This window comes from Halobacteriovorax sp. HFRX-2_2, assembly GCF_043196705.1.
In the GTDB taxonomy this organism is placed as follows: Bacteria; Bdellovibrionota; Bacteriovoracia; order Bacteriovoracales; family Bacteriovoracaceae; genus Halobacteriovorax_A.
Genome location: NZ_JBEBMT010000002.1, coordinates 564,228 through 585,282, shown reverse-complemented (window position 1 = coordinate 585,282; position 21,055 = coordinate 564,228). Strand labels below are relative to the sequence as shown.

The following is a 21,055-nucleotide window of genomic DNA, read 5'->3' as shown; positions in this document are numbered from 1 at the left end:
CCTCTATTATTCAGTCATTGGCCCACTTGTTAATGGTAACGCCCTTCTCTTCTATGAAGGTGGCTTTAGTACAGAAAGCACAGTACGTGTGATTCAAAAATATAAAGTAACCAATTTAGCGGGATCTCCTACGGCCTTCAGGTTATTAATTGGAAATGGTGATGAAGTATCTAAGGCCATAAAAGGACAACTTAGAGTTGTCAGCAGTGCCGGAGAACCTCTTAACCCCGAGGTTATTAATTGGTTTAAAAATAAACTCGATGTTGTCATTAACGATCACTACGGACAAACAGAAACAGGAATGACTGTTAATAATCACCATGAACTAGAACATGAAATTAAGCCAGGAAGTATGGGCTATGCTATGCCTGGTTACAAAGTAGTCATCCTTGATGAAAACGGCAAGGTTGCCCCACCAAACACGCCAGGGGTTATTGCTGTTGATATCGCGAACTCTCCTATTATGTGGTTTAAGGGTTACTTAAAAGCTGAAACTCCGGCCATTGCAAACGGCTTCTATACAACTGGAGATACCGCCGAACAAACTGAAGACGGACGCATCACTTATGTAGGACGTAATGATGATGTCATCACTTCTTCAGGTTATCGAATTGGCCCATTTGATGTTGAAAGTGTCCTTCTTGAGCATCCTTGTGTTTTAGAGACGGCCGTCATTGGAAAGCCTGATCCAAAGAGAACAGAAATCGTAAAAGCATTTGTTGTTTTAAATAAGGGCTTTGAGGCTTCGGAAGAGTTGAAAGAAGAGCTTAGTCTATTTGTGAAGAAAGGATTAGCGGCCCATGCCTACCCACGTGAAATTGAGTTCATTGAAGAACTACCCAAAACTCCAAGTGGGAAGGTTCAGCGCTTTCTTTTGAAAAGACGTGAAGATTAAAACTTCATATTAGTAACGGGGCAGACAAAGTCTTCAAGACGTTTCTTGTAGTCTGCCTCAAACTCTTCGCGAGAAACTTTAGCAAGCTCGCTGAATTCAGACTTCTTCATTTCTGCAACAAGATCAAATGGAAGGTACATTTCAAGTGCAGCAAGTCCGCCGTCAACTGATTCAATTAGGTTTTTATATCCTCGAATATAACCAAAGGCTTCATCTTGTCTCTTATAACCATCGTAGAATGCAGTTACAATCTCTGCCTTCTCCTCCATTGAAAGAAGGTCACTCTCACCAAGCACTCTTCCCCAATCATCCATAAATGGCCCAACTGGGATAAGAAATTTTGAAGACTTTCTTAGACACTTTGGTTGTCTCATGGACATGTGGCGATGATTCTCTTTTGAAGAGAATGTCTTATTCACCTTTCCTGTATACACAAGAATCGGGTCGTAGTTTTCATTTAATTGATGGCCTAGCTTAAAGATTCGCTTGTAGAAGGCGTCCTCTGGATTCATATTCCACTGAACCATCACGCGATCAAGATCCCCAAAGTTATGGGCCATAAGAGGAGCAGCTCTTAGGAAGTTGATATGATCTCTTTCCTCACGCAGCTTTTGCATAATAAGCTCTTCTTTTTTGATCTCTTCTAAAATGACATCCGCCATTTCCTGGGCAAGTTCAGTTTTACGATTTTTCACAAGAGCACAGTAAGCACCAATGGCAACACTTAGCCATGTTCCTTCGTGAGTACTCATGACCGTATTATTGTCGTTATTATAGGCCTTACGACTTGTTACCTGAGCGTAATCCCAAGTCCACGACTCAATTGTCAGGCGGGCCATTTTCTCAATATGCTTTGAGATATGTCCGTGCTTCCACAAAGACTCTCTAATCTGATTGTCCACATCTGTTGGAACAAAAGTTCCCGCTGTCGCCCAGTGTGCACTTATACAAATATGAAAGTACTCAGCTAGATTGATATTATTTAGCTGCTTTAAATTCTTCTTGTAAAACCTTAGCTTCTCTAGAAAAGCTCGCTTTTCACCTGTCGTATCCAGCTCCCCTTGAAAGAGAAAAGGTGCTGTATTTTCAACATGTTGAAGGAGAATATTCGGTGCAATGCCTACACCCTGTAATGCCATCGTTGATTTTTTCTTTTTGCTCATAAAGCCTTGATAACATATTGCACTCAAAAAGAGAGAATTATTTCAAGATGCTATATTTATGACATAAAAATATGATAGATTGGCTCACTTTTATTTACTTAGATAAGGTTTATTCTGCATATGAGAATCAATAAATACATTAGCCAAAGTGGTATCTGCTCTCGTCGTGAAGTAGACGATTTAATTGAACAGCAGGTTGTAAAAATCAACGGAGTTCTGGCAGGTATCGGTGCCACTGTTAACGAAGGTGACGTCGTTGAAGTTCGCGGTCAAATCGTAAAACCAAAAGTTGCAGAAAAAGAGATTATTATCGCTCTAAATAAACCTCGCGGAATTGTTTCAACGACAGAAAGCAGTGAAAAAGACAATATTGTCGACTACGTCAATCACGTGGAAAGAATCTTCCCTATTGGCCGCCTTGATAAAGACTCGCAAGGACTGATCTTTCTGACTAATAATGGTGATATCGTAAACAAGATCCTGCGCGCAGGAAATAATCACGAAAAAGAATATGTCGTTACAGTTGATAAACCAATCAATGATAACTTTATCAAAGGCATGGGCGGTGGAGTTCCAATTTTAGGAACAATGACTAAGAAGTGTAAGGTTGAACAAATGAGTATGATGGTCTTTAAGATCACACTTGTTCAGGGCCTTAATCGCCAAATTCGCCGTATGTGTGAACACTTTGGCTACAATGTCACAAAGCTTGATCGTGTGCGTATCATGAATGTAGGTCTTAATGGCCTTGGTGTTGGAGACTGGCGAGAGCTAAGCGAAACAGAGGTGGCGACCCTCTACAAGTTAATTGAAGGCTCTTCGTCTGAAGATAAGAAGGCCGTAAAGAAAGCGCCTGCTAAAAAGCCACAACAACCACAGAAGAAGAAAAAGAGTAAGTACGATAAGCTCTTTAAAGACTTAGATAAGGAATTTAACTTCAGTGGCAAGACGACAAAGCGAGAAGAAAAGCGCAAACAAAATGCGAAAGGCAAGCACCGTCGTCGCTAAACCAAGTGCTTGCCCGCTGGAATTACTTAGTAATTCCGTACTCTGCTAAAATTGTATTTCTTAAGTAACGATAGATATCCGACTTCTTTGCAAGTCTCTTTCTAAGAGGAGCACCAAACTTCTTTGCACTCTTCGACTTTCTAAGTTCACCTGTACAAAACATTGAGTTTTGATCTGCTTCAACAAGTAGCTCAGAGATTCTTTCTGGAGCAACCTCAACTTCTTCAAGTCCCTCTTTCTTAAGAGCACGGTTTACTCTTTTATTAATCTTGGCAACAAGCTTATCAAACTTCTTCCCTCCACCGATATAACCAGTAAATGACATCTTCGCAGCATTCTTAGTGGCAATAATCTTTGAACTAATAACACCCATCTTCACTGTATTATAAATAAGTACAATACCAAGAGCACCAATCCCTGCTCCAGCTCCAGTTTGAATAGCTTCAATAGGCTTAATTCCCAAATCATCCATAATCTTTTGTGCCGTTTCAGCGTCAATCGTCTCTGTTAAATCAATATCAAGTAGCTCTAGAATTTTTTCTCCGAACTCAGTAATCGGGCCACCATCAGCAATACCACCAAGAACAAAACCACCAAGAGTTGCTACGATTGGAAGTTGAACGAGACCTAGTGTAAGCTTCACTGGTTGCATTAGTAGGTCTTTTCTAAGCTTTCTAACTCTTTGATGATACTCATCCATACAAGTTGAATTTGCAGCAAAGTTATCTTGTGCGTAATTCTTCATTTCTTTGTAAGTATTAATCTTTTCAAACTCAGCTGGAACTTGAGTCTGTGCAACAACAGATGATGCAAAGGCAATAGTAATCACAATCGTCAGTAAGCTACGAAACATTTTTCTCTCCGGTAATTTTGGTTGTAAATAAATATAGGTGACACCAATACTGGCCAACGCAAAGCTTTGTCAACAGCCCAAAAATTCGAAAAAGGAGGAATAGGACGTGAATCTTTAGGTTATCTAAAGATTAAATTGATGAATGTGCATGAATACATATGATTGCTTTGAAGTCATAAAAATAAAAAAAAATAATTAAAATGCAGCATCTAGAAGAAGATCTGCAGTTCCATCTAATAGTCTCTCAAGAGCATTGGGCTTCTTTTCCTTATGAAGAAATGGCCCTTCTGAATACACTGCAGACTCTAGGACAAGGCCAGAAGAGACAAGCTTTGATTCACCGTTAATTGTTGTTCCGCCAATAAAGTTAAAACCAACTGTTTCACCATTTGTTACATCACAGCTAATCTTTGGATTTCTTCGATTTAAAAACATTTGCGTATAGTAACTTTCAACTTCTACATCATCAGTGAAACAATGAGTACAGCCCTGGTAATTTGGACGTGGTGTATTCACAATCTTATCCATCGGTATAACACACTTTTCTTTCCCATAGGTTTCAATAAGGATCACTCGTCCACCATCAGCAGAGAGTCTCGTCTTTTTTATTTTTTTAATTTTATAAGTCTTAGCTTCTTCGCTAGAGGTGCGAATTGTTAACGTATTCATATCGGCTTCATTTGCAAGGCCTGTGAACACAACTAGAAATATGAGAAATGCTTTAATTAATCTCATGTGTTCTTATCGTTAAAAACAGCGATAAGCTTTAATCGACAATGGCATCAGGTACGGTAACGTAGCGAATTCTTTGTTGTAATTCTTTGGAAATATTATTTTTAATCCACTTTTTTAAGTCGCTTACATTTCTTTGTCTCATATAAGAGAGATCCACAAGAATATGAATATTACCAACGGCCTCAAGCTTGTGCTTGATACTATTTCCGGCCTTCTCAATATTAAAACGCCAAGAATGAGTAAGAAGTGGTGAGATTGGTGTTTTCACATCCCAAAAGATCCCATCACCATCAACAAACTCAGTTCCCTCAGGCCCTCTTTCAATCCCCGCAGCAATGATTCCCCTTTCCTGGGCATAGAGTCCACTTACGGCCTCAAGCTGACTCGTTTGAGTTTGCTTAAAGTTATGGTCTGGATCTGATGCGAGAGAGTCAAAGTCTTCGTGAGAAAGGTATTTTGGATTAACTGATGCCCCCTGCTCTTTAAAGATATGCCAAAGCATAATATTCTCTTCAAGATTTAAAGGAGAAAGAAAAGTTCTAAGTGCACTTGAACAACTTATTTCTGAAACAGATCTTGAAGTTGAGTATGAACTTATCGAGCGCTGGCCTTCTTTCGTACTAGAAGAATAGAAGCCAAGACCGAAGATGGCAATAAATTGAATTGATAGTATAAAGAGCTTTAAACGCATATGAACGTTTATCGACAATACTTAGCAATAGTTGAGTTTATTCTTTAGGTAAGAAGCTAAAATTATCAAGAGCACTTGGAAAGCGCTTAATCTTATCTAAGTTAGCAACAAGATATTTTGATTCTTTACTAATTTGTAAATCAGCAACAACACCCTTGATCTTACTAACCTGTCCTTGTAGGTTCGCAAGGCGCTCTCCTGTAAGCTTAGGAGTTGCAATCATTCTCTTATTTAGTGGATTCATCCATCTTCCTCTTGAGTCTTTAAAACCGAAGTGAAGATGTGGGCCAGTTACTCTTCCTGTCGCACCAACAGTTCCAATAACTTGATGTGATCTAACCCATGCTCCTACTTTTACACTACGACGATTTAGGTGATAGTAGTACGAAGTTGATCCGTCTCTGTGCCTAATTCCAATTTTGTTACCTGCAAACTTATTATAAGTGGACATGATAACTTTTCCGGCAGCAACAGCGTGTACTCGCTCACCAGTTCTTCCCCTTAAATCAACACCTCTGTGCATAGCACGTCTTCCCGTAACTGGGTGCATGCGCCAACCATAGTTTGAACGCACGTGAAGTCTAGGAAGAGGATAACGAAGCCCTGAGTTAATTAAGGCTTGGCCATTTGGAGTGTAATGAGCTGTATAAGTCGAGCTCTTTTCTTCATCTTCGTAGAAATAAGCTTCATGACTACCAGCTTTTACACCACTATAAGAAGTAAAGAGAACTTTTGTTTGAACAGTTTTCTTAGAGTGCTTTCTTTCGCTAAGAAGAATCTTATACTGATCTCCCGCACGTGCATTCATTCTAAAATTCACTTTGCAAAGTAGAACATTGATAACTTCATTAACAACTGATCTTTCTAGGCCCATGGCCAAAAGATCATCTTGAAGAGTTGATCCCGAATTGAGATTTCCTTCAATCATTCGTGGCTGCCAATAAGTATCCAACTCGTTTAAAGAGTAATCCCACTTACCAGTATCTTCATTTAAAGAAACAACATGAGTTTCATAATCATTTTGCGCAAAAGAAAATTTAATAAGCATATTATACTCATCAAAAGTTGCTTCTAATCGATCACCGACTTTAAGTTTTGAAAACTCAACTTCATCTCTAAGTTGATTGATTAGATTCAATGCTTGCTTATTATCGATATTAATATTTTGCAGGGCCTGATACAGACCTTGTCCCCTTTTGACCTTACCCTTCTTCACAATCGTTGTATGAATAAGAGGGCTTTTGACAATCATTTGTGTAGAGGCTTCTACATTTTGAGAGACATAAACTTGTTGGCAGCCAGTGAGGCCACTTAATAGAATTAAGCTAATAAATAATTTCGACATCTTACCAATAAGCATAGCAAACTTATCGGAATATACCAAAAATTCTTAACCAACTCTTAACGATTTCTAAATAAGATCTAGCTAATTTTAGAAAGTACTGCCTCAATAAATCTGGTCTTCATTTCTTCATAAAGACCAATATCATTTGAGTGATTTTGTATGAGATTCATCTTGGCATTCTTATACTCTGTCGCAATCATAGGTTCAGCGTTTAGGTAATCTCTAAAGTCTAGAATATCGCTAATTTTGATATCCCCTTTCTTAAGAATACGAACACTCGTAAGGACTCGATCTCCCTCAGGTGACTTGCGCTCAAATAAGAAATGTTTTGAATCATTTGAAGTTAATGAAAAACCTTGGGCCTTGAATTCATTTCGAAACATTTCAATGCCATCAAGAGTATGGACAACACATAGAATATCCAGGGTTGGACGGGCCACAACTTTTGGCATAGCAGTCGAGCCAATATGCTCACAACCCATTAAATTATTTCTCAAAAGCTTTGCCAGAGTCTGACTCTCCTTTTCAAAAACTTTTAACCAAAAATCATTATATTCTACTAACTCTATTTTGTTTTCCATGTGGCGAACTTAGCATATTCGCAAAAAGAGTGCGATAGTAAAGTTATGAAAAATCAAAACGTAAAGAAATTACTGTTCATCATCCTCTCTATCCTATGTTTAAGCCCGTGGGTCTCATCCGCCATTGCTCTTTTTGCAGGTATCTTATTTTCATTACTTATAGGAAACCCATTTCAAGACTGGACGAGCAAAGCAGTTAAGAAACTACTGGCCCTTGCTGTCGTTGGCCTAGGTGCGGGAATGGATCTAAATGTGGTAACAAAGGTTGGGCTACAATCAGTCGGTTTTACGGCCCTAAGTATTGTGGCCGTATTTGCTATAGGAAGTCTCTTAGGAAAGCTTTTTAGAACTCCTCTTAATACAACTCTTTTAATAAGCTCAGGAACGGCAATTTGTGGAGGAAGTGCAATCGCTGCAGTCGCTCCTGTCATCAAGGCAAAGAATCATGAAGTAACAGTATCACTGGCCGTGGTTTTCACATTAAATGCCATTGCCCTATTCGTCTTCCCATGGGTTGGCCACTTACTTCATCTTGACCAAACTTCATTTGGGCTTTGGTCGGCCTTGGCCATTCACGATACAAGTTCCGTTGTTGGAGCAGCTCTGAGTTATGGGCCCAAAGCACTTGAGGTTGGAACAATTGTAAAACTCGTTCGTGCACTTTGGATTATTCCATTAGCTCTTATCTTTAGTTTTACAACGGCCATGCAACTTAAGAAACAAGGTGCTACTGTTCAAACAAAAACAAAGAAACCATGGTTTATTCTGGGCTTTATTACGGCGGCGGCCCTCGTTACATTTATTCCTGAATTAAAACCAACAGGAACGATGATTTACGCTGGTGCCAAAAAACTTATGGTCCTGACTCTCTTTTATATTGGCTCGAGTATTACTTTAGATCATATTAAAGAAGCAGGAGTTAAGCCTATGCTTCAAGGTGTGCTACTCTGGTGTTTCACAGCAATCTCAACACTTACCTTAATCATGTCTAATATTATCTCTTAGGGGCGTCCTTTTTTTTCATTTTCCCGAGGAAGCCTAAGTTAATAACTGTAGAGAGGTACATATTTGGGTTTTCGTTCATTCTCTTTTTTAAAAGATCAATCATATACGGAATATGACCTTGCGAAGGGTACTTACTATAGACTTCAAAATAATTTTGTTCATTTAGGCGGTGACTCCACAAATCCGCAACATCAACCCCAGCACCATAGTGAAGATATTTTAGCTCGTTACTTTTATTCTCCGCATACCCTATTGCTCCGTGCAGAAGAATCATTTCATGAATAATATCAAGCTGCTTTGCAGTTAATATATCGCTACAATGAGCGCATGCCTCGTCTGCCCCAACAAGCTCAAAAGTCGTACCTGTGCAGTCCTTGATTAGGCCAAGGTCATGAAGAAGCGAGCCAATAAAGAAAACTTCATTATCAACCTTTTCATCATTCAAACTCATTAAGATCTTTCCAAAGGCATAGCTTCTGATGCCATGATTAAAGAGAGGTCCATCATAGAGCTTGTCAGCAAGAGTAATAATCTTTTGCACCTTTTCACTCTTTGGGATACTCCATTCAACTGAGTTGATATAGCTTGCACTTCTTCTCGTCAGCGCCATTTTGCTACGATAGATAGTCTCTTTTAAGTCATATTTTATTAAGCTCTTGATTACCCCACACTTGTGAGGAGGACTGATTGTTTTCATAGATTCTCCTTAAGTAAACTCTACCGAAGGCTTGACTTAAACACCATTGTCACTTATGACATAATCTATGCAAAACACGACAAAATTAAATATTCATATTCTAGATTGCAAAGACTCTTTAAAGAGTACGACGCAGAACTTTATCGATTACTTTGAAATCCTTAGATACATAAATAATAAGGTTACATTTAAAATCACGAACCAAATGAATAAAAAAATAGCAGCAGGAAATGTTGCGGACTACCTTATCCTTCCCCCTTGCTACAAGCCTCAAAAGGCCACAAAAGAGGAAGCAAAGATAATCAAGGCCCATATTGCTCATAAGAAAGCAAAAGTTGTGGCATGCTGTGGTGGTGCAATAAAGCTTGCTTCAACAGGGGCACTCGATAGACGAAAAGCAACAACTCACTGGCTTTTTGAAAAGAAGTTAAAAGCAGAGTATCCAAAAGTTAATGTCGAGGCCCACAGAACAATCATTGAATCAGGAAAGATTATTACGGCAGGTGGAGTTCTTAGTTACCTTGATGTCATTTGCCTAATAATAAAGAAAGAGCTGGGGAAGAAGACGGCCAGACAATACAACGAAATTATTCAAGGCCCAGGAATTCGCGAATATCAAATTCCAAAGCATAAATATGATAATGATCCAGAATTAAAAAAGTTATTTAATGTTTATGACAAGCTTAAAAGCGACGAGCTCACCTTAACAAGTATTGCCCAAAGCTTAGGGATGTCCCCTCGTGGACTACAACGACACCTGAAAGAAAACTTCAACACAACCTTCCGCGATAGCCTAAAGTCCTATCGTATAAAGAAAGTTCAAGAATATATCCTCAAAGACATGCCTATTAAGGAGATCTCTTTCAAACTAGGCTTCATTGATGACATGAGCTTTAGGCGTTTCTTTAAGAAGGAAATGAAAATGCCAATCTCCCAATACAGAGATCTGCTCTTATTAAATATCTAGGTTCAGCTCCTAGGGCCTCTTTTAATCAATATGCTTCATTTTCTCTATCCAAGACCTCGTCTTGCTTTCATCGAAATTACGCACAGGTCCCACTAAAACCGTTCTCTTAGTTTTAATCCCAGAGAAGCTAAGAATTAAACTTTTAAGTAGCTTTGGCCCTAAATTCCCTTGAACGTACTTGTAATAAAAAGGTGGCGTATCCATTGTCGTAACAATTGTCGCAGTCTTACCACTCAGAAGTTTTGTTTGAAAGCTCTGCCCTGGCTCAAACTTAAAGGCAAACCCTGGCAAGAAAACACGATCAAAGAAACCCTTTAATTTGGAAGGTAGACTCCCCCACCATGTTGGGTAGAAGATAGCGATATGACTGGCCTCTTGTATTGATGCCTGTGCAGAAATAAGCACATCTTCAAGAGGAACAATTTCTTTATATCCTTTGTCTAAAATAGGATTGAATTCAATTTCAGATAGATCAATTAAGCTTACACGATTTCCCTTGGCCTCCTGTGCCTCAAAATAAGACTTGGCAAGAGAGTATGTAAGAGAAGTTGAATCAGAATGACCTTGGATAACTAAAATATTTTTCATATGCTCCTCAAATGTTAACACTTGTTTACATAATATAAGTTAACACTTGTTTACTTTCAAGCAAAAAGAAGGCAAAATAAAGAAATGAGAAAAAAATCGGATACTTATCATCATGGCGCACTTAAAGAATCAATCCTATTGAATGCAAGTCAAATCATTGCAGAGAATGGAAGTGTCGATTTCTCAATAAGAGATATTAGCAATGCTTGCAAAGTATCTCCTGCTGCAATTTATAAGCACTTTAAATCAAGAAATGAAATTGCAGTAAAACTTGCTCTTCAAGGAGTAAGTCTTCTTAAAGAAGAGTTTGATATTATTTCAAACTCAAAGTCCCCTGGCCTTCTAAAGTTCTGTAAAGCTTATATTAATTTTGCAAAAGAAAACGAAGGACACTTTAGGGCCATTTATTTTAAGAAAATTTGTTCAATGGATGAGTTTCAAGAAGTTGAAAGCATCACAGATCAACTCTATGCATACCTTTTGGAATCAATCGATACAAAGACAAAGCTTAAGAAAGATGATTATAAAATAAAGAAAATATTGGCCTGTATCCACGGCGTTTCGTTTCTTATCATTGATAATTGTGCAGAATTTTCTGAAAAGGAAATTGATAAAATCCTGAAAGATGTCATCTAAGCCGATAGCTATATTATATTTCAGATTTAAGTTGATCTAAGAAGGCATGAAAGAAAGCAAGCCTTCTCTTCCCTTCTTCTTTTCCTGCTTGCGTGTTAAGACGGTCATTTAGTTTTAATAACTTTTTTTCAAAATGATCTAGAGAAAAACTCTTATCATCTAAAGTGCGCTCTTGTGCCCATGGATCATCAAGATGATAATACTTAGATTTCATCTTAGTTCCACAACTGGCCCATCTCATTACACCGATGGCACCCATTGCATCGAGCTTATCTGCATCTTGTAAGATCTCTGATTCAATTGAGCTGGCCTTTAAGTTGGCACTATATGAATGCTCTAAGATAACTTGTGCAATATGCTCAATTTCACTATTAGAATAATCACTTTCACCAAGCAAGGACTTGGCCTTTTGTGCAGCAAGTGCGCTGGCCTTACTACGGTGCTCACTATTTTTAGGAATATTGATAATATCGTGTAAGTAAGCAGAAGCGCTTAAGACTCTGGAATTGACTTCATGGCCATGAGAGAGTCTCTCACATAAGTTTGCTACCCTAATAACGTGAGACCAGTCGTGACTCGGATCATCGTGATCATAGTAAGATCTGATTTTATCTAGTAATTCTTTTTCAAACATTTAAGACTCTCCAATTAAATGATGTCTAGGAAAGGAAAATCACTTCCTTCATTAATACAGTCAATAAGATAAAGAGCGAGTCCCATCTCACCCGTAAAAAGAGTCGCACGGCCATTTCTTTGAGTTAGTGCATGCATGGCAAATGAGCGAGCACGCTCAAGCCACTTCTTATCACCTGTTCTCTTATATACTTGAAGTAAGGCATAGCCATTTCCATCAGTTCCATGACAAAAAGAAATCCCTTTATTAAGTGGCCCAGCTTGCCAGATAACCTCAGCTGATTTTAAAAGACAATCATTAACAAATTCATCGCAAGGATAATTTACAAGAGAAGTCACTACCCCAGGAGCTCCATGACACCATTGTGTTAACTGCTTTATTTGCGGCATTGGAGGATAGACAACTTCATAATTCATCATCTCACCTTCTTCCTTACTAACAGCTTTCATAACTTTTTTAACGTGAGCAAGGAGATAATCCCTATCACCTTGAGAGAGAAGATTAATCTCTTTTAAGATTCCAAAAATATTTCCAAAGTAGCCGTGGCCTGCTCCAATATAGCGAACTTTCTTGCCATACATATCTTGTTCCCTAACAAGCTCACCTTTGGCCTCTTCTTCTTTCAGTTTTTTAATTAAAAAATCGACATTTTTTAGGAAGAGTTTCGACCAGCGCTCTTCTTTTGTTTCACGATGAAGAAAAGAAGCTGCAAGCATAGTTCCAGGAGCACCCCATAGGGCCTCAATCGTAGCGTTTTCAATATTGGCTTCAACTAATTCAAATATTTTATCTTGAATTTCTTTCGATGGGGCAAATTGGTTTTTAACGAGAAGAATTCCAACTTCTCCAAGAAAAAGAGAAGGAACTACATTATCAGTATCTGGGCGACGAAGATAGTCCTCATGAATTTGATTTAATAATTCTACTTTATTAAAAGGGAGGTCACGATTGAGAAATCCTGAAACTTTATTCAACGCCCAAACAGTACCTGCAGCGCCATAATAAATCGTCTTATTACTTTTGATTTGCGCATCTTCATTCTTGTCAGCAACCCAATATTTTTTAGGATCAAATTTTCTCAGAGTGTCATTAAAAATTGACTCAATAACTTCTTTTACTGTCTCTAAATTCCACGGCGTATCAATCAAAACTTCGTGCTTTGTTGGTTCAAACAACATAATTACCCCTACCCCTGTATTATTAGGATTATTTTAACATTGTGTTCAAAAAAAATCCCCTGCCAAAGGCCGACATCTGATAATTTATATCGTAGAATCTCACCAAATATTGAATTAATTACGGAGTTCCATATGGACACAAATATAACAAAGACATTAACGCAAATCGTAAATAACATGCCTACAGACTGGCTTCGTTTAACGACACACAGGCTTGATATCTACAATGAGTCGCTTGCAAAAGTTGAATTCCTTACGAAACTTGAAGAAGGTGTTGCACTTGAAGAGCTACCAACAGCGTATGATTATATTCGCCTTGGTCACCCTCTTTCATGTGTTCTAGAGTGGGCCATTGCAAAGGAAGCTGACTTAAATCCAGAGAGTGTTATTTCATTTTCTTCAGAGACAATGCCAATCCTTGCTGTTCTTAGAGCAAATAAATTTAAAGGGATTCACACTCAAATTGTAAGTGAAAAGCCTCTTTCAGAACTCTTTCAATCTGTTTATCAATATGACTTCATTCAAAATCAAACAATGGACAAAGACTTTGATGGAACAACGATTGTTATCGATGGAAGTGAAAAAGCTGATATCAATGTTGCTCGCTATCCAAATCTTGGAAGTGTTATCACTGTTAATGACAACAACGCTGCTTACATTAAAGAGATTCAACACGTAAGACGTCGTGAATCGATTGCCATGACTCCGCAAAACTGTCTTACAGTAATTAAGGCCATGACTGGAGAAAGTCCAAAAAGCATGACTCCTGTCGACACAACAGAGCTAACAAGAACAATTCAAGAAATTACAAATTCTAAGACTCCTGTTGCTTTTAGCAATTGTGGGCTTTCTGCTCAATATGCAATCATGATGGGGCAAGTTCACTATGCAAATGAAAATCACCCAGGAAAGGATATTAAGTTTATCGTCCCTCCAAATTGTTACGGTGGAACAAATGACCAAGCAAGACGTGTTGCCGCTTGTATCGATAACGTCGAAATTATTGATCTACCTGTTGATAGCGGTAAGGATATGGTAACAGAGCTTGAGCGTATTTTAACAGACGTCGCTCATGCAGATGCAGTTCCATATATTATTGGAGAGATTCCAACTAACCCACGAGTGGAAATTCCAGACTTAATTAAACTTCGTGAAACACTTAAGAAGCCAAGATTTACCAATGACGGAGCGACTGCTGTTGGTGCCGTTTTTAATCTCGATCAAACATTTTGTCCAAATGTGAAATTCTTTGGCGATCACGGCTACCTAAATGACGTTAGGGTTATTTCATATGTAAGTGGTTCAAAATTCCCAAGTGGTGGACTTTGTACAGCTGGCTATGCTGTGGCAAGTGATAGTGCTGCTGAGTATATGAGCTTTGTTGAAAACCACTTAAAGCTTTGTGATAACGTTGCAACAAATTTACAACTTCAAATTCTTACTCGTGAAATGCCAGCGATGAACGAAAGAATTGCAAAGGCCTATTCAAATACACGCGGGTTCGTTGATTATATTCAAGAGCAACTTCCAAAAGCAAAGATCAACTTTGTTTCACATGAACTTGCTGATGCAACATTTACACCTTCTGTTTTCTCACTAGACCTTCCGGCCACTAGCGAAGAACACAAGCGTGAACTAAACCACAAATTAATTCGCATGATGATTGATGCTATTCCTGAAGAAAGTAAGCATTGTGTAAGTTATGGCCAGCTTAAAGGCTGTTACTGGACTGTTCCGGCCACTTCAACTCAAGGAACAACGAAAGAGAGCGACAAAGACTATATTGTTCGTGTCTCTGTTGCTGCCGATTTTAATTTAGAAAAACATAAAGAAATTTTTAAAAGATTTGTAAAAGAGGCTTATTAAAGCCTCTCTTATAACAAGCGCCAAACTAAAATTTGTAACCGAAGCCTATTCCCAGTCGATTAGCTGATAAGTTAGAAGGACCACTCATCGTATGATACTTATACATACCGTGGAGAAAGAACTTCTTTGTTATTTCGCCAGAAAGATAAATAATGATTTTCTGTCCCTGAAATTCTCCGGTGTTTACAGAAGAATTGTAGGCGAGATTTCTATTCGAAAAAAATGATTGCGAAATGCTTAATTTAGAATAGAAGTTTCTTTTAAATAACTGAAAGCTTTTACTAATACCAACAGTAAAGTAACCAACAAGATTTGTATCAAATTGAATTTCATTATTAACTAGGCCATCAATATTAAAAGTATTAAACCTTTCAACATCAAAACCAAAATGTGTATTAAACTTACTTCTATAATTATAATCAGCATAAATATTGAATCCAATTTCAGGATCAATTTTATGCTTATCTAATGATTGATTATCTGAGGCAGTATTAAGATGTGAATAGTAAAGACTTGATGAATAAGTAAATGGCCCCTTATTAGGACTATAGATCGCCATGGCACCTAATGAAAAAGATGAGTTCTGATTAAACCTAACTCGATCACTCCCTTGCTGCTGTTCAAAACTTCCTTTAGAAGTCATATAGAATAAAGAGTATTGAAACTTTTTCGACCTCTCCTCTCGATTTCGGCGATACGCCTTGGCCTTACTTATATAATTAATAATGCTATTTTTTAAATTTTGGTCGTAGTCTCCAATACTTGTAAAGTCGATAGTCTTTAGATCAATATAGAGTTTAATTTTTGTCTTTGATGCAAGTCGATCCCAATTCTTAATTTCTTTATTTGCATTTATTGTTTTTTGAACAACCTTATTATTTTTCGAAAATTTAAAATTACTCTTCGTAAACTTTAGATAAATATCTTCAAGTGATTCTTCTTGCTGTACAAGATAACCAAAGCTAATCACTCTCTTAAAGTACTTTTGATCAGCTGCATTTACATAAGAAGCGAATGTAAATATAAGAACAAAGAAAACTGTTTTACTCAATTTTTCTCTCCAAAAAATAAAAGAAACTTAAATAAAATTATATTATTTCCTACATAATTTATCTTTACATGGAAGAATAATCCAACATTAGTAAAAGTACGCGCCACAGTTTGCTAATTTATTGGCATATTTCTATATAGATAGATTAGAAAACAAGCGTAAGCAACTGATTACACGTACTCTTTTAAAAACGTTTACAATAAAGTTTATCGTCCCCAATGTCGATACGAAGATGTGTTATGTAAGGGAGAGGGCAAAAATGAAAATAATATTCATTTTATCTTTATTATTTCTACTAGGAAGCTGTCTAAAAGAATCAGAAATCCTTATTGATGTTGGCCAAATAAATAACAACCTAATTGTTTTAGAAGATACTTCTACTAACTCCAAACTATACACAAGTTCGACGACAGTTAATGTTGAAAATAATGGTTTTGATGCGAGTTCGAAAATTTGTATAAGTGAAACTCAAACTACTCTACCTGCAACAACGGCAGCAGGAACGTGTGGTGGCGCCAATTGGATTTCTCCTATTCCAACAAGTTTCACTCTCTCTGGAGGAGATGGTCAAAAGACTGTCTATATTTATATCTCCGATTCTTCTGATAATATTTCTTCTGAAATTTTCACTCAAGATATTACTCTTGATATATCGGCCCCAACACCAACTTCGGCTCCAACATTCGGAACAGTCCCTTTAAGTCTTTCAAGAACTCCAAATATAACATGGACTACAGACTCAACTGATAATATCGCTCTTGAGGGCTACCAAATCAAAGTAACAAAAGTCTCTGACTCAACTCTTATTCAAGACTGGACTGATTTTACAAAAGGCAGCTACATCAGTGGTATAACACTAGAATCATCTACTGATTATCAAGTTGAAATTCGTGCCATCGATATGGCAGGGAATACAAGTACAGTTCAAAGCGCAAATTATACATCAGCTCTTGTTATAACAGCTCTATCATTTGGTACGGAAGCCTTCTCTCTTGTTGAGCAACCTGGAGGAACAGGACCAGGACCAAATACGACACTGACGTTGACGAACACAACAGGCTCAGCGACAGGGCCTCTATTTTCTCCTAATCTATATGGTGGCGCTGCTAATTTTCAAGTTGTGAATGATAATTGTACTGGTTTCTCTTTGAGTGACGGCAGTTCGTGTACAGTTGATATAAGACTAAATGCATCTCAAGATGGCTTCTACCTTACGACAATTTATTACACAGATGGAGTGACGACGTCTTCAGAACACGAGGTACGTGGGATGGCCACAGGATTTAGCGGAAGCAATACTTACATGATTGGTTTAAATAACGCGATTACTAGTGTTTATGATTCTGCTGACTATGGTTCTACATATCCAAATGAGTTTTATAAAATGATTGGTGGTTTTCAGTGGGATGAACTTAGTCTTTCAAATAATTTTTCATGCGGGATCACAACGAATGCTAAGCTCTACTGCTGGGGAAGTGGAACATGGGGACGTCATGGGGATGGAACGACAAATGATAATTATTATCCAAGTATCGTTGAAGCTTCAAAAACGTGGAAGGACGTTGTTGTAGCTAACCGTGATGTTTGCGCAATCGATTCCACTGATGATCTCTACTGCTGGGGTAATACATATACAAGTACACCGGCCCTAATGCCAGGAGGCTTAAAGTGGAAGAGTATAGCTTCGACACGAGGACTTCATATTTGCGGAATTACTAATACTGATGATCTCTACTGTTGGGGAGATAATAGTTACGGACAAATTGGTATTGGTGACAACACAACCTTAACCCCAAATCCAACTCAAGTAACTCCAGGGACTAAATATAAATTTGTTTCAGTCGGCTATCGCTTTACATGTGCGATCACGAGTACTGATTTAACGTACTGTTGGGGCGAAGGAGTTGCTGGCCAACTTGGTGATGGAAATAGTGCTGACACCTACTCTCCTTCTCTCGTCTTAGGAGGCCATACATTTACAAAAGTCGATATATCTCGATACCACGCCTGTGGACTAACAGACGGGAGTGAAGTTTACTGTTGGGGCGGAGGAACTCCTGCAACAAGTGGAGCACTTGGGAATGGACTAGGTGCTGCTTCAGCCTCGCCAGTAAAAGTTTCAGGATCACAAACTTGGGTAGATATCGGAATCCAAGGCCAGAGTTTTTCTTGTGGAATTGATAACACAAACACAATGTATTGCTGGGGCTCTAATGGCTACGGTGTATTAGGTAATGGTAATACAACTAATCAACTAACTCCTGATCTCGTCGTAGGCTCTTATTCTTGGAGTAAAGTAAGGATGGCAAGATTTAATATATGCGCAATCACGACCTCAAACGAAGCATACTGCTGGGGTGACTATTGGCCATACGGTGGTATTGCAAATGGAATAAATGATGGTGGTTATTATGTGCCAAAGAAAGTCCCAGGTAATCTCGATTGGAAATTTATCTCTAGTGATTATGAAAACTTTTGCGGAATTATTTCAAATGATGACCTCTATTGCGTCGGTGGTGATGTTGATGGACAACTTGGAGATGGTGGTGCAAATACAAGTCAATATACACCAGTCTTAGTTAGTGGCGGACACAAGTGGATAAGTGTAACATCGACTTACTCAACAACTTGTGGAGTAACAACAACGAATGATGCTTATTGTTGGGGAGAGAACTCTCTAGGGCAAGCAGGAAGTGGAGATGCAACCGCAGCATTCACAACACCAAACCTTGTTGTCGGAGGACATAGTTGGCTTAAGGTGAATAATAATCAGTCATCAACATGTGGCCTACGTACAGATGGAGCTGCTTATTGCTGGGGATCTAATCGTTTTGGCCAACTTGGCAATGGTGTGACTACTGGAGACGCGACGCCATTTCCAACACCAGTTCCTGTATCAGGTGGACATATTTTTTCAGACATTAGTGTTGGAAATAATTTTGCCTGTGGGCTTACAACTGGAAATGATATCTATTGCTGGGGACGTGACGATGACGGCCAATTAGGAAATGACACTTCATTTACAGACTCAAATACTCCGGTACAAGTTACAGGAGGTTCAGGCATTTGGAGATCTCTAAGTGTTGGAAATGATCATGTATGTGCCGTAAGACTTGATAATAGTGCATATTGTTGGGGCGATGGAAATAATCGAGCAACAGGTGTATCCACAGACTCCCCTCAACCTATTATTGTACCAGGTGGACACTCGTGGTCGACATTTCAAGCAGGTCTTTATCATAGCTGTGGACTTGAGAATGGTACTAGTGACATGTACTGCTTTGGTTATGACTCCGGAACAGAGACGGGAGCTGAGCCACAAGACGCTTGGGGTGTAAATCCTAACTTGATAAAGTACAATCGTGGAATAAAATTTAGTGAAATCTTTGTGGGAGGAGCAAATACATTTGGTATCCCCTAACCTTATGTAATAGATGAACTAAAATATTTTGGATAATTAGAGAAGTTTAAAAGCTAAAGCTGAAACATTTTCCGGGATTTTCTCATGTGAAATTACTGTAGCAATTTTCCACTTAGGCATAAGTTTGTATACCTTCTTTAAGCATACTGCACGAATGGGGCGGACAACTTCGTTATCTTCAGCGCAGTCTTTAAAGAACTTCATTGCGGAAGCTCTTTTAGCAGGATCAACTTGGGCCTTTGCGTGGACTTCTCCAATCAACTCTCCCGCATCCTTAATTAATTCTGGCGTATGATGAACTTCTTTCAGCGTAAGTTTTTGTAAATCTGCAGCTATTGGTAAATCATTTAATTCTTGCTCAAAGTTCTCTTCATCAAAAAAATGTTTTTGATTAACTTCTTTGCTCTTAACATTCTTCACCAGAGTTGATTCAAACTTCTCCGAAGACACAGAAAGTGTCTTAGAGCGATCCACTAGAAATAGGATTGCAACAGCGACCAATGTGAGAAGGATAAATCGCTTCTTCATTACTTAATTGATGCCTCGATGAGTTTAGATGATTCTTCAGTACTTACTTGTGAGTACTCACCTTCAGGAGTTGAATCCATCATTTTAGGCGCCGGCGTATTTCTCAGTTCTTCAAGCTGGCCCTTGGCCTTTTCATACATGGCAGTAAAGCGATCAAGTTCTTTTTGAGATGTTTCATTTTGAGAAGGACTCATAACCATAAAGTCGATGTAGAAATCGACAACCTTCTTATAAGATTCGATCTCATTTAAGAGCTGCTCTTCACTCTTGCGATGAGAAATAGTAAGAACGCGATCAAAGGCATCTGCAATTGATGCTTCTAATTTCGTTTTATCTTCGACACTACAAGTTGAGCAATTCGCTAATAAATTCTTTGTTGCGATGGCCTCTAACTGATAAGAACCATTTCCATACTTTTCACAAGCAGAAAACCCATATAGCATATGCCCTTCTGGACATGTGTGGTGATTAAAACCAATATGCTCAGAATTTCCATCACTATGTCTTGCTTCATGAAAAAGAGTTCCTAGTCGCTTAATTTTATTTGCTTCAGAATTTGTTTCGTCATTAATCAGAATACTATTTAAAAATAGCCCTTCACCGATTTGTAAAATACCAACTCTTGGAGAAGTAGCGAAAACTTTTTGACGATTGATCTTAGTACCTTTTAAAAGCTTTGACTTCTTCCCACTTAGATAAAGTCCTGCCCCAATATTTGACATGACAACCACACCACCGAAGGCATCAGTATTGTGAAATGCTGAACTTTCTGGAAGAGGTGACGTAGGAAATTGATAACCTCTTTGTGTGACATAATTGCGTCCACGTACACGGTAGTCTTGGCCTACGACATATTTCACACGATTATAAATCCAATTATAAAGAGTCGGTCCATTTACTTCTTCAAGCTCGAAGAATAGTGAAAAGTCATCGTCTATATTCTTAAGATCTGATTGATAGAGATACGAAAGGTCTTCTTTTAAAGAGTACACCTGATGGGCAGGCACTGAAGAATCAAAGAAGATGCCACCAAATCTCTCAGCAGCTTGTGATGAAGTTATTGAAATCATTGTCATTAAAGACAATAGTTTTAGCTTTCTCATAGGATACCTCATAATTTGAGGCATCCTAGCATATGCAAAATCAGCAACCTATGCCATTGTAATTATTACCTTGAATAGGTATGCGCCGCCTTGAAAGATTGCTAAAATTT

The 21,055-nt window shown here is 38.3% G+C and carries 20 protein-coding genes; 7 read left to right on the top strand and 13 right to left on the bottom strand.

Going from position 1 to position 21,055, the window contains the following annotated elements; all coding sequences use genetic code 11:
* Positions 1-895, top strand: an 895-nt coding sequence (locus tag ABMA79_RS08040) for an AMP-binding protein (RefSeq protein WP_393091660.1), incomplete at its 5' end; no start/stop codon positions are given.
* On the opposite strand, the gene ABMA79_RS08035 is transcribed toward ABMA79_RS08040, so the two are convergent.
* Positions 892-2,058, bottom strand: coding sequence for a hypothetical protein (locus ABMA79_RS08035; protein WP_393091657.1), 1,167 nt, complete (start codon positions 2,056-2,058; stop codon positions 892-894). The genes ABMA79_RS08040 and ABMA79_RS08035 overlap by 4 nt on opposite strands.
* A 120-nt stretch (positions 2,059-2,178) precedes the next feature.
* On the opposite strand from ABMA79_RS08035, the gene rluF reads away from it, so the two are divergent.
* Positions 2,179-3,066 (top strand): 23S rRNA pseudouridine(2604) synthase RluF, encoded by an 888-nt coding sequence (gene rluF, locus ABMA79_RS08030; protein WP_392859270.1) that lies wholly within the window; start codon positions 2,179-2,181, stop codon positions 3,064-3,066.
* 22 nt (positions 3,067-3,088) lie between these two features.
* Here rluF and ABMA79_RS08025 read toward each other — a convergent pair whose 3' ends face one another.
* From ABMA79_RS08025 to ABMA79_RS08005, 5 genes are all read right to left on the bottom strand, one after another.
* A complete protein-coding gene (locus ABMA79_RS08025) occupies positions 3,089-3,919 on the bottom strand; it encodes a hypothetical protein (RefSeq protein WP_392859267.1) in 831 nt (276 codons plus the stop codon).
* Between the two features lie 195 nt (positions 3,920-4,114).
* The gene (locus tag ABMA79_RS08020; protein WP_392859265.1) at positions 4,115-4,654 is read right to left on the bottom strand and encodes a hypothetical protein; all 540 of its coding nucleotides are present in this window, start codon (positions 4,652-4,654) and stop codon (positions 4,115-4,117) included.
* A 31-nt stretch (positions 4,655-4,685) separates the two neighbouring features.
* Positions 4,686-5,345, bottom strand: a complete 660-nt coding sequence (locus ABMA79_RS08015) for a hypothetical protein (protein WP_392859262.1) — start codon at positions 5,343-5,345, stop codon at positions 4,686-4,688.
* Positions 5,346-5,382: 37 nt separating this feature from the next.
* Positions 5,383-6,705, bottom strand: a complete 1,323-nt coding sequence (locus ABMA79_RS08010; RefSeq protein WP_392859260.1) for a peptidoglycan DD-metalloendopeptidase family protein — start codon at positions 6,703-6,705, stop codon at positions 5,383-5,385.
* A 62-nt stretch (positions 6,706-6,767) separates the two neighbouring features.
* Complete coding sequence (locus ABMA79_RS08005) at positions 6,768-7,271, bottom strand: GrpB family protein (RefSeq protein ID WP_393091655.1); 504 nt, start codon at positions 7,269-7,271, stop codon at positions 6,768-6,770.
* 45 nt (positions 7,272-7,316) lie between these two features.
* Here ABMA79_RS08005 and ABMA79_RS08000 point away from each other — a divergent pair, with 45 nt between their 5' ends.
* Entirely contained in the window at positions 7,317-8,276 is a 960-nt protein-coding gene (locus ABMA79_RS08000; protein WP_393091652.1) for a YeiH family protein, read from the top strand.
* Here ABMA79_RS08000 and ABMA79_RS07995 read toward each other — a convergent pair.
* Complete coding sequence (locus ABMA79_RS07995; protein ID WP_392859253.1) at positions 8,266-8,973, bottom strand: hypothetical protein; 708 nt, start codon at positions 8,971-8,973, stop codon at positions 8,266-8,268. The genes ABMA79_RS08000 and ABMA79_RS07995 overlap by 11 nt on opposite strands.
* 67 nt (positions 8,974-9,040) lie before the next feature.
* On the opposite strand from ABMA79_RS07995, the gene ABMA79_RS07990 reads away from it, so the two are divergent.
* Complete coding sequence (locus tag ABMA79_RS07990; RefSeq protein ID WP_393091649.1) at positions 9,041-9,940, top strand: helix-turn-helix domain-containing protein; 900 nt, start codon at positions 9,041-9,043, stop codon at positions 9,938-9,940.
* Between the two features lie 21 nt (positions 9,941-9,961).
* On the opposite strand, the gene ABMA79_RS07985 is transcribed toward ABMA79_RS07990, so the two are convergent.
* Positions 9,962-10,528, bottom strand: a complete 567-nt coding sequence (locus ABMA79_RS07985; protein WP_393091646.1) for an NAD(P)H-dependent oxidoreductase — start codon at positions 10,526-10,528, stop codon at positions 9,962-9,964.
* Between the two features lie 84 nt (positions 10,529-10,612).
* Here ABMA79_RS07985 and ABMA79_RS07980 point away from each other — a divergent pair, with 84 nt between their 5' ends.
* Entirely contained in the window at positions 10,613-11,164 is a 552-nt protein-coding gene (locus ABMA79_RS07980) for a TetR/AcrR family transcriptional regulator (RefSeq protein ID WP_393057517.1), read from the top strand.
* A gap of 13 nt (positions 11,165-11,177) precedes the next feature.
* Here the strand turns inward: ABMA79_RS07980 and ABMA79_RS07975 are convergent, their stop codons facing one another.
* Both ABMA79_RS07975 and ABMA79_RS07970 read right to left on the bottom strand, forming a co-directional pair.
* Positions 11,178-11,798 (bottom strand): HD domain-containing protein, encoded by a 621-nt coding sequence (locus ABMA79_RS07975; RefSeq protein ID WP_393091643.1) that lies wholly within the window; start codon positions 11,796-11,798, stop codon positions 11,178-11,180.
* Positions 11,799-11,812: 14 nt separating this feature from the next.
* Positions 11,813-12,976: a lanthionine synthetase C family protein gene (locus ABMA79_RS07970; protein WP_393091641.1), complete on the bottom strand. Its 1,164-nt coding sequence runs from the start codon at positions 12,974-12,976 to the stop codon at positions 11,813-11,815.
* 132 nt (positions 12,977-13,108) lie between these two features.
* On the opposite strand from ABMA79_RS07970, the gene ABMA79_RS07965 reads away from it, so the two are divergent.
* The gene (locus ABMA79_RS07965; RefSeq protein ID WP_393091638.1) at positions 13,109-14,842 is read left to right on the top strand and encodes a cystathionine beta-synthase; all 1,734 of its coding nucleotides are present in this window, start codon (positions 13,109-13,111) and stop codon (positions 14,840-14,842) included.
* Positions 14,843-14,867: 25 nt separating this feature from the next.
* On the opposite strand, the gene ABMA79_RS07960 is transcribed toward ABMA79_RS07965, so the two are convergent.
* The gene (locus ABMA79_RS07960; RefSeq protein WP_393091636.1) at positions 14,868-15,893 is read right to left on the bottom strand and encodes a hypothetical protein; all 1,026 of its coding nucleotides are present in this window, start codon (positions 15,891-15,893) and stop codon (positions 14,868-14,870) included.
* 259 nt (positions 15,894-16,152) lie between these two features.
* Between ABMA79_RS07960 and ABMA79_RS07955 the strand changes: the two genes are divergently transcribed.
* Positions 16,153-19,314, top strand: coding sequence for an RCC1 domain-containing protein (locus ABMA79_RS07955; protein ID WP_393091633.1), 3,162 nt, complete (start codon positions 16,153-16,155; stop codon positions 19,312-19,314).
* A 36-nt stretch (positions 19,315-19,350) separates the two neighbouring features.
* Here the strand turns inward: ABMA79_RS07955 and ABMA79_RS07950 are convergent, their stop codons facing one another.
* Together ABMA79_RS07950 and ABMA79_RS07945 are read right to left on the bottom strand one after the other, a co-directional pair.
* Positions 19,351-19,842 carry a hypothetical protein gene (locus ABMA79_RS07950; RefSeq protein WP_393091631.1) on the bottom strand — a complete coding sequence of 164 codons (492 nt, stop codon included), beginning with the start codon at positions 19,840-19,842 and terminating at the stop codon, positions 19,351-19,353.
* Positions 19,842-20,945, bottom strand: coding sequence for a hypothetical protein (locus tag ABMA79_RS07945; RefSeq protein ID WP_393091628.1), 1,104 nt, complete (start codon positions 20,943-20,945; stop codon positions 19,842-19,844). Before ABMA79_RS07945 ends, ABMA79_RS07950 begins: the two co-directional genes overlap by 1 nt.
* Between the last annotated feature and the right edge of the window lie 110 nt (positions 20,946-21,055).

Coding starts and splice junctions, on each gene's coding strand:
- ABMA79_RS08035 (WP_393091657.1), bottom strand. CDS start 2,058: ATGAGCAAAAAGAAAAAATCAACGATGGCATTACAGGGTGTAGGCATT.
- rluF (WP_392859270.1), top strand. CDS start 2,179: ATGAGAATCAATAAATACATTAGCCAAAGTGGTATCTGCTCTCGTCGT.
- ABMA79_RS08025 (WP_392859267.1), bottom strand. CDS start 3,919: ATGTTTCGTAGCTTACTGACGATTGTGATTACTATTGCCTTTGCATCA.
- ABMA79_RS08020 (WP_392859265.1), bottom strand. CDS start 4,654: ATGAGATTAATTAAAGCATTTCTCATATTTCTAGTTGTGTTCACAGGC.
- ABMA79_RS08015 (WP_392859262.1), bottom strand. CDS start 5,345: ATGCGTTTAAAGCTCTTTATACTATCAATTCAATTTATTGCCATCTTC.
- ABMA79_RS08010 (WP_392859260.1), bottom strand. CDS start 6,705: ATGCTTATTGGTAAGATGTCGAAATTATTTATTAGCTTAATTCTATTA.
- ABMA79_RS08005 (WP_393091655.1), bottom strand. CDS start 7,271: ATGGAAAACAAAATAGAGTTAGTAGAATATAATGATTTTTGGTTAAAA.
- ABMA79_RS08000 (WP_393091652.1), top strand. CDS start 7,317: ATGAAAAATCAAAACGTAAAGAAATTACTGTTCATCATCCTCTCTATC.
- ABMA79_RS07995 (WP_392859253.1), bottom strand. CDS start 8,973: ATGAAAACAATCAGTCCTCCTCACAAGTGTGGGGTAATCAAGAGCTTA.
- ABMA79_RS07990 (WP_393091649.1), top strand. CDS start 9,041: ATGCAAAACACGACAAAATTAAATATTCATATTCTAGATTGCAAAGAC.
- ABMA79_RS07985 (WP_393091646.1), bottom strand. CDS start 10,528: ATGAAAAATATTTTAGTTATCCAAGGTCATTCTGATTCAACTTCTCTT.
- ABMA79_RS07980 (WP_393057517.1), top strand. CDS start 10,613: ATGAGAAAAAAATCGGATACTTATCATCATGGCGCACTTAAAGAATCA.
- ABMA79_RS07975 (WP_393091643.1), bottom strand. CDS start 11,798: ATGTTTGAAAAAGAATTACTAGATAAAATCAGATCTTACTATGATCAC.
- ABMA79_RS07970 (WP_393091641.1), bottom strand. CDS start 12,976: ATGTTGTTTGAACCAACAAAGCACGAAGTTTTGATTGATACGCCGTGG.
- ABMA79_RS07965 (WP_393091638.1), top strand. CDS start 13,109: ATGGACACAAATATAACAAAGACATTAACGCAAATCGTAAATAACATG.
- ABMA79_RS07955 (WP_393091633.1), top strand. CDS start 16,153: ATGAAAATAATATTCATTTTATCTTTATTATTTCTACTAGGAAGCTGT.
- ABMA79_RS07950 (WP_393091631.1), bottom strand. CDS start 19,842: ATGAAGAAGCGATTTATCCTTCTCACATTGGTCGCTGTTGCAATCCTA.
- ABMA79_RS07945 (WP_393091628.1), bottom strand. CDS start 20,945: ATGAGAAAGCTAAAACTATTGTCTTTAATGACAATGATTTCAATAACT.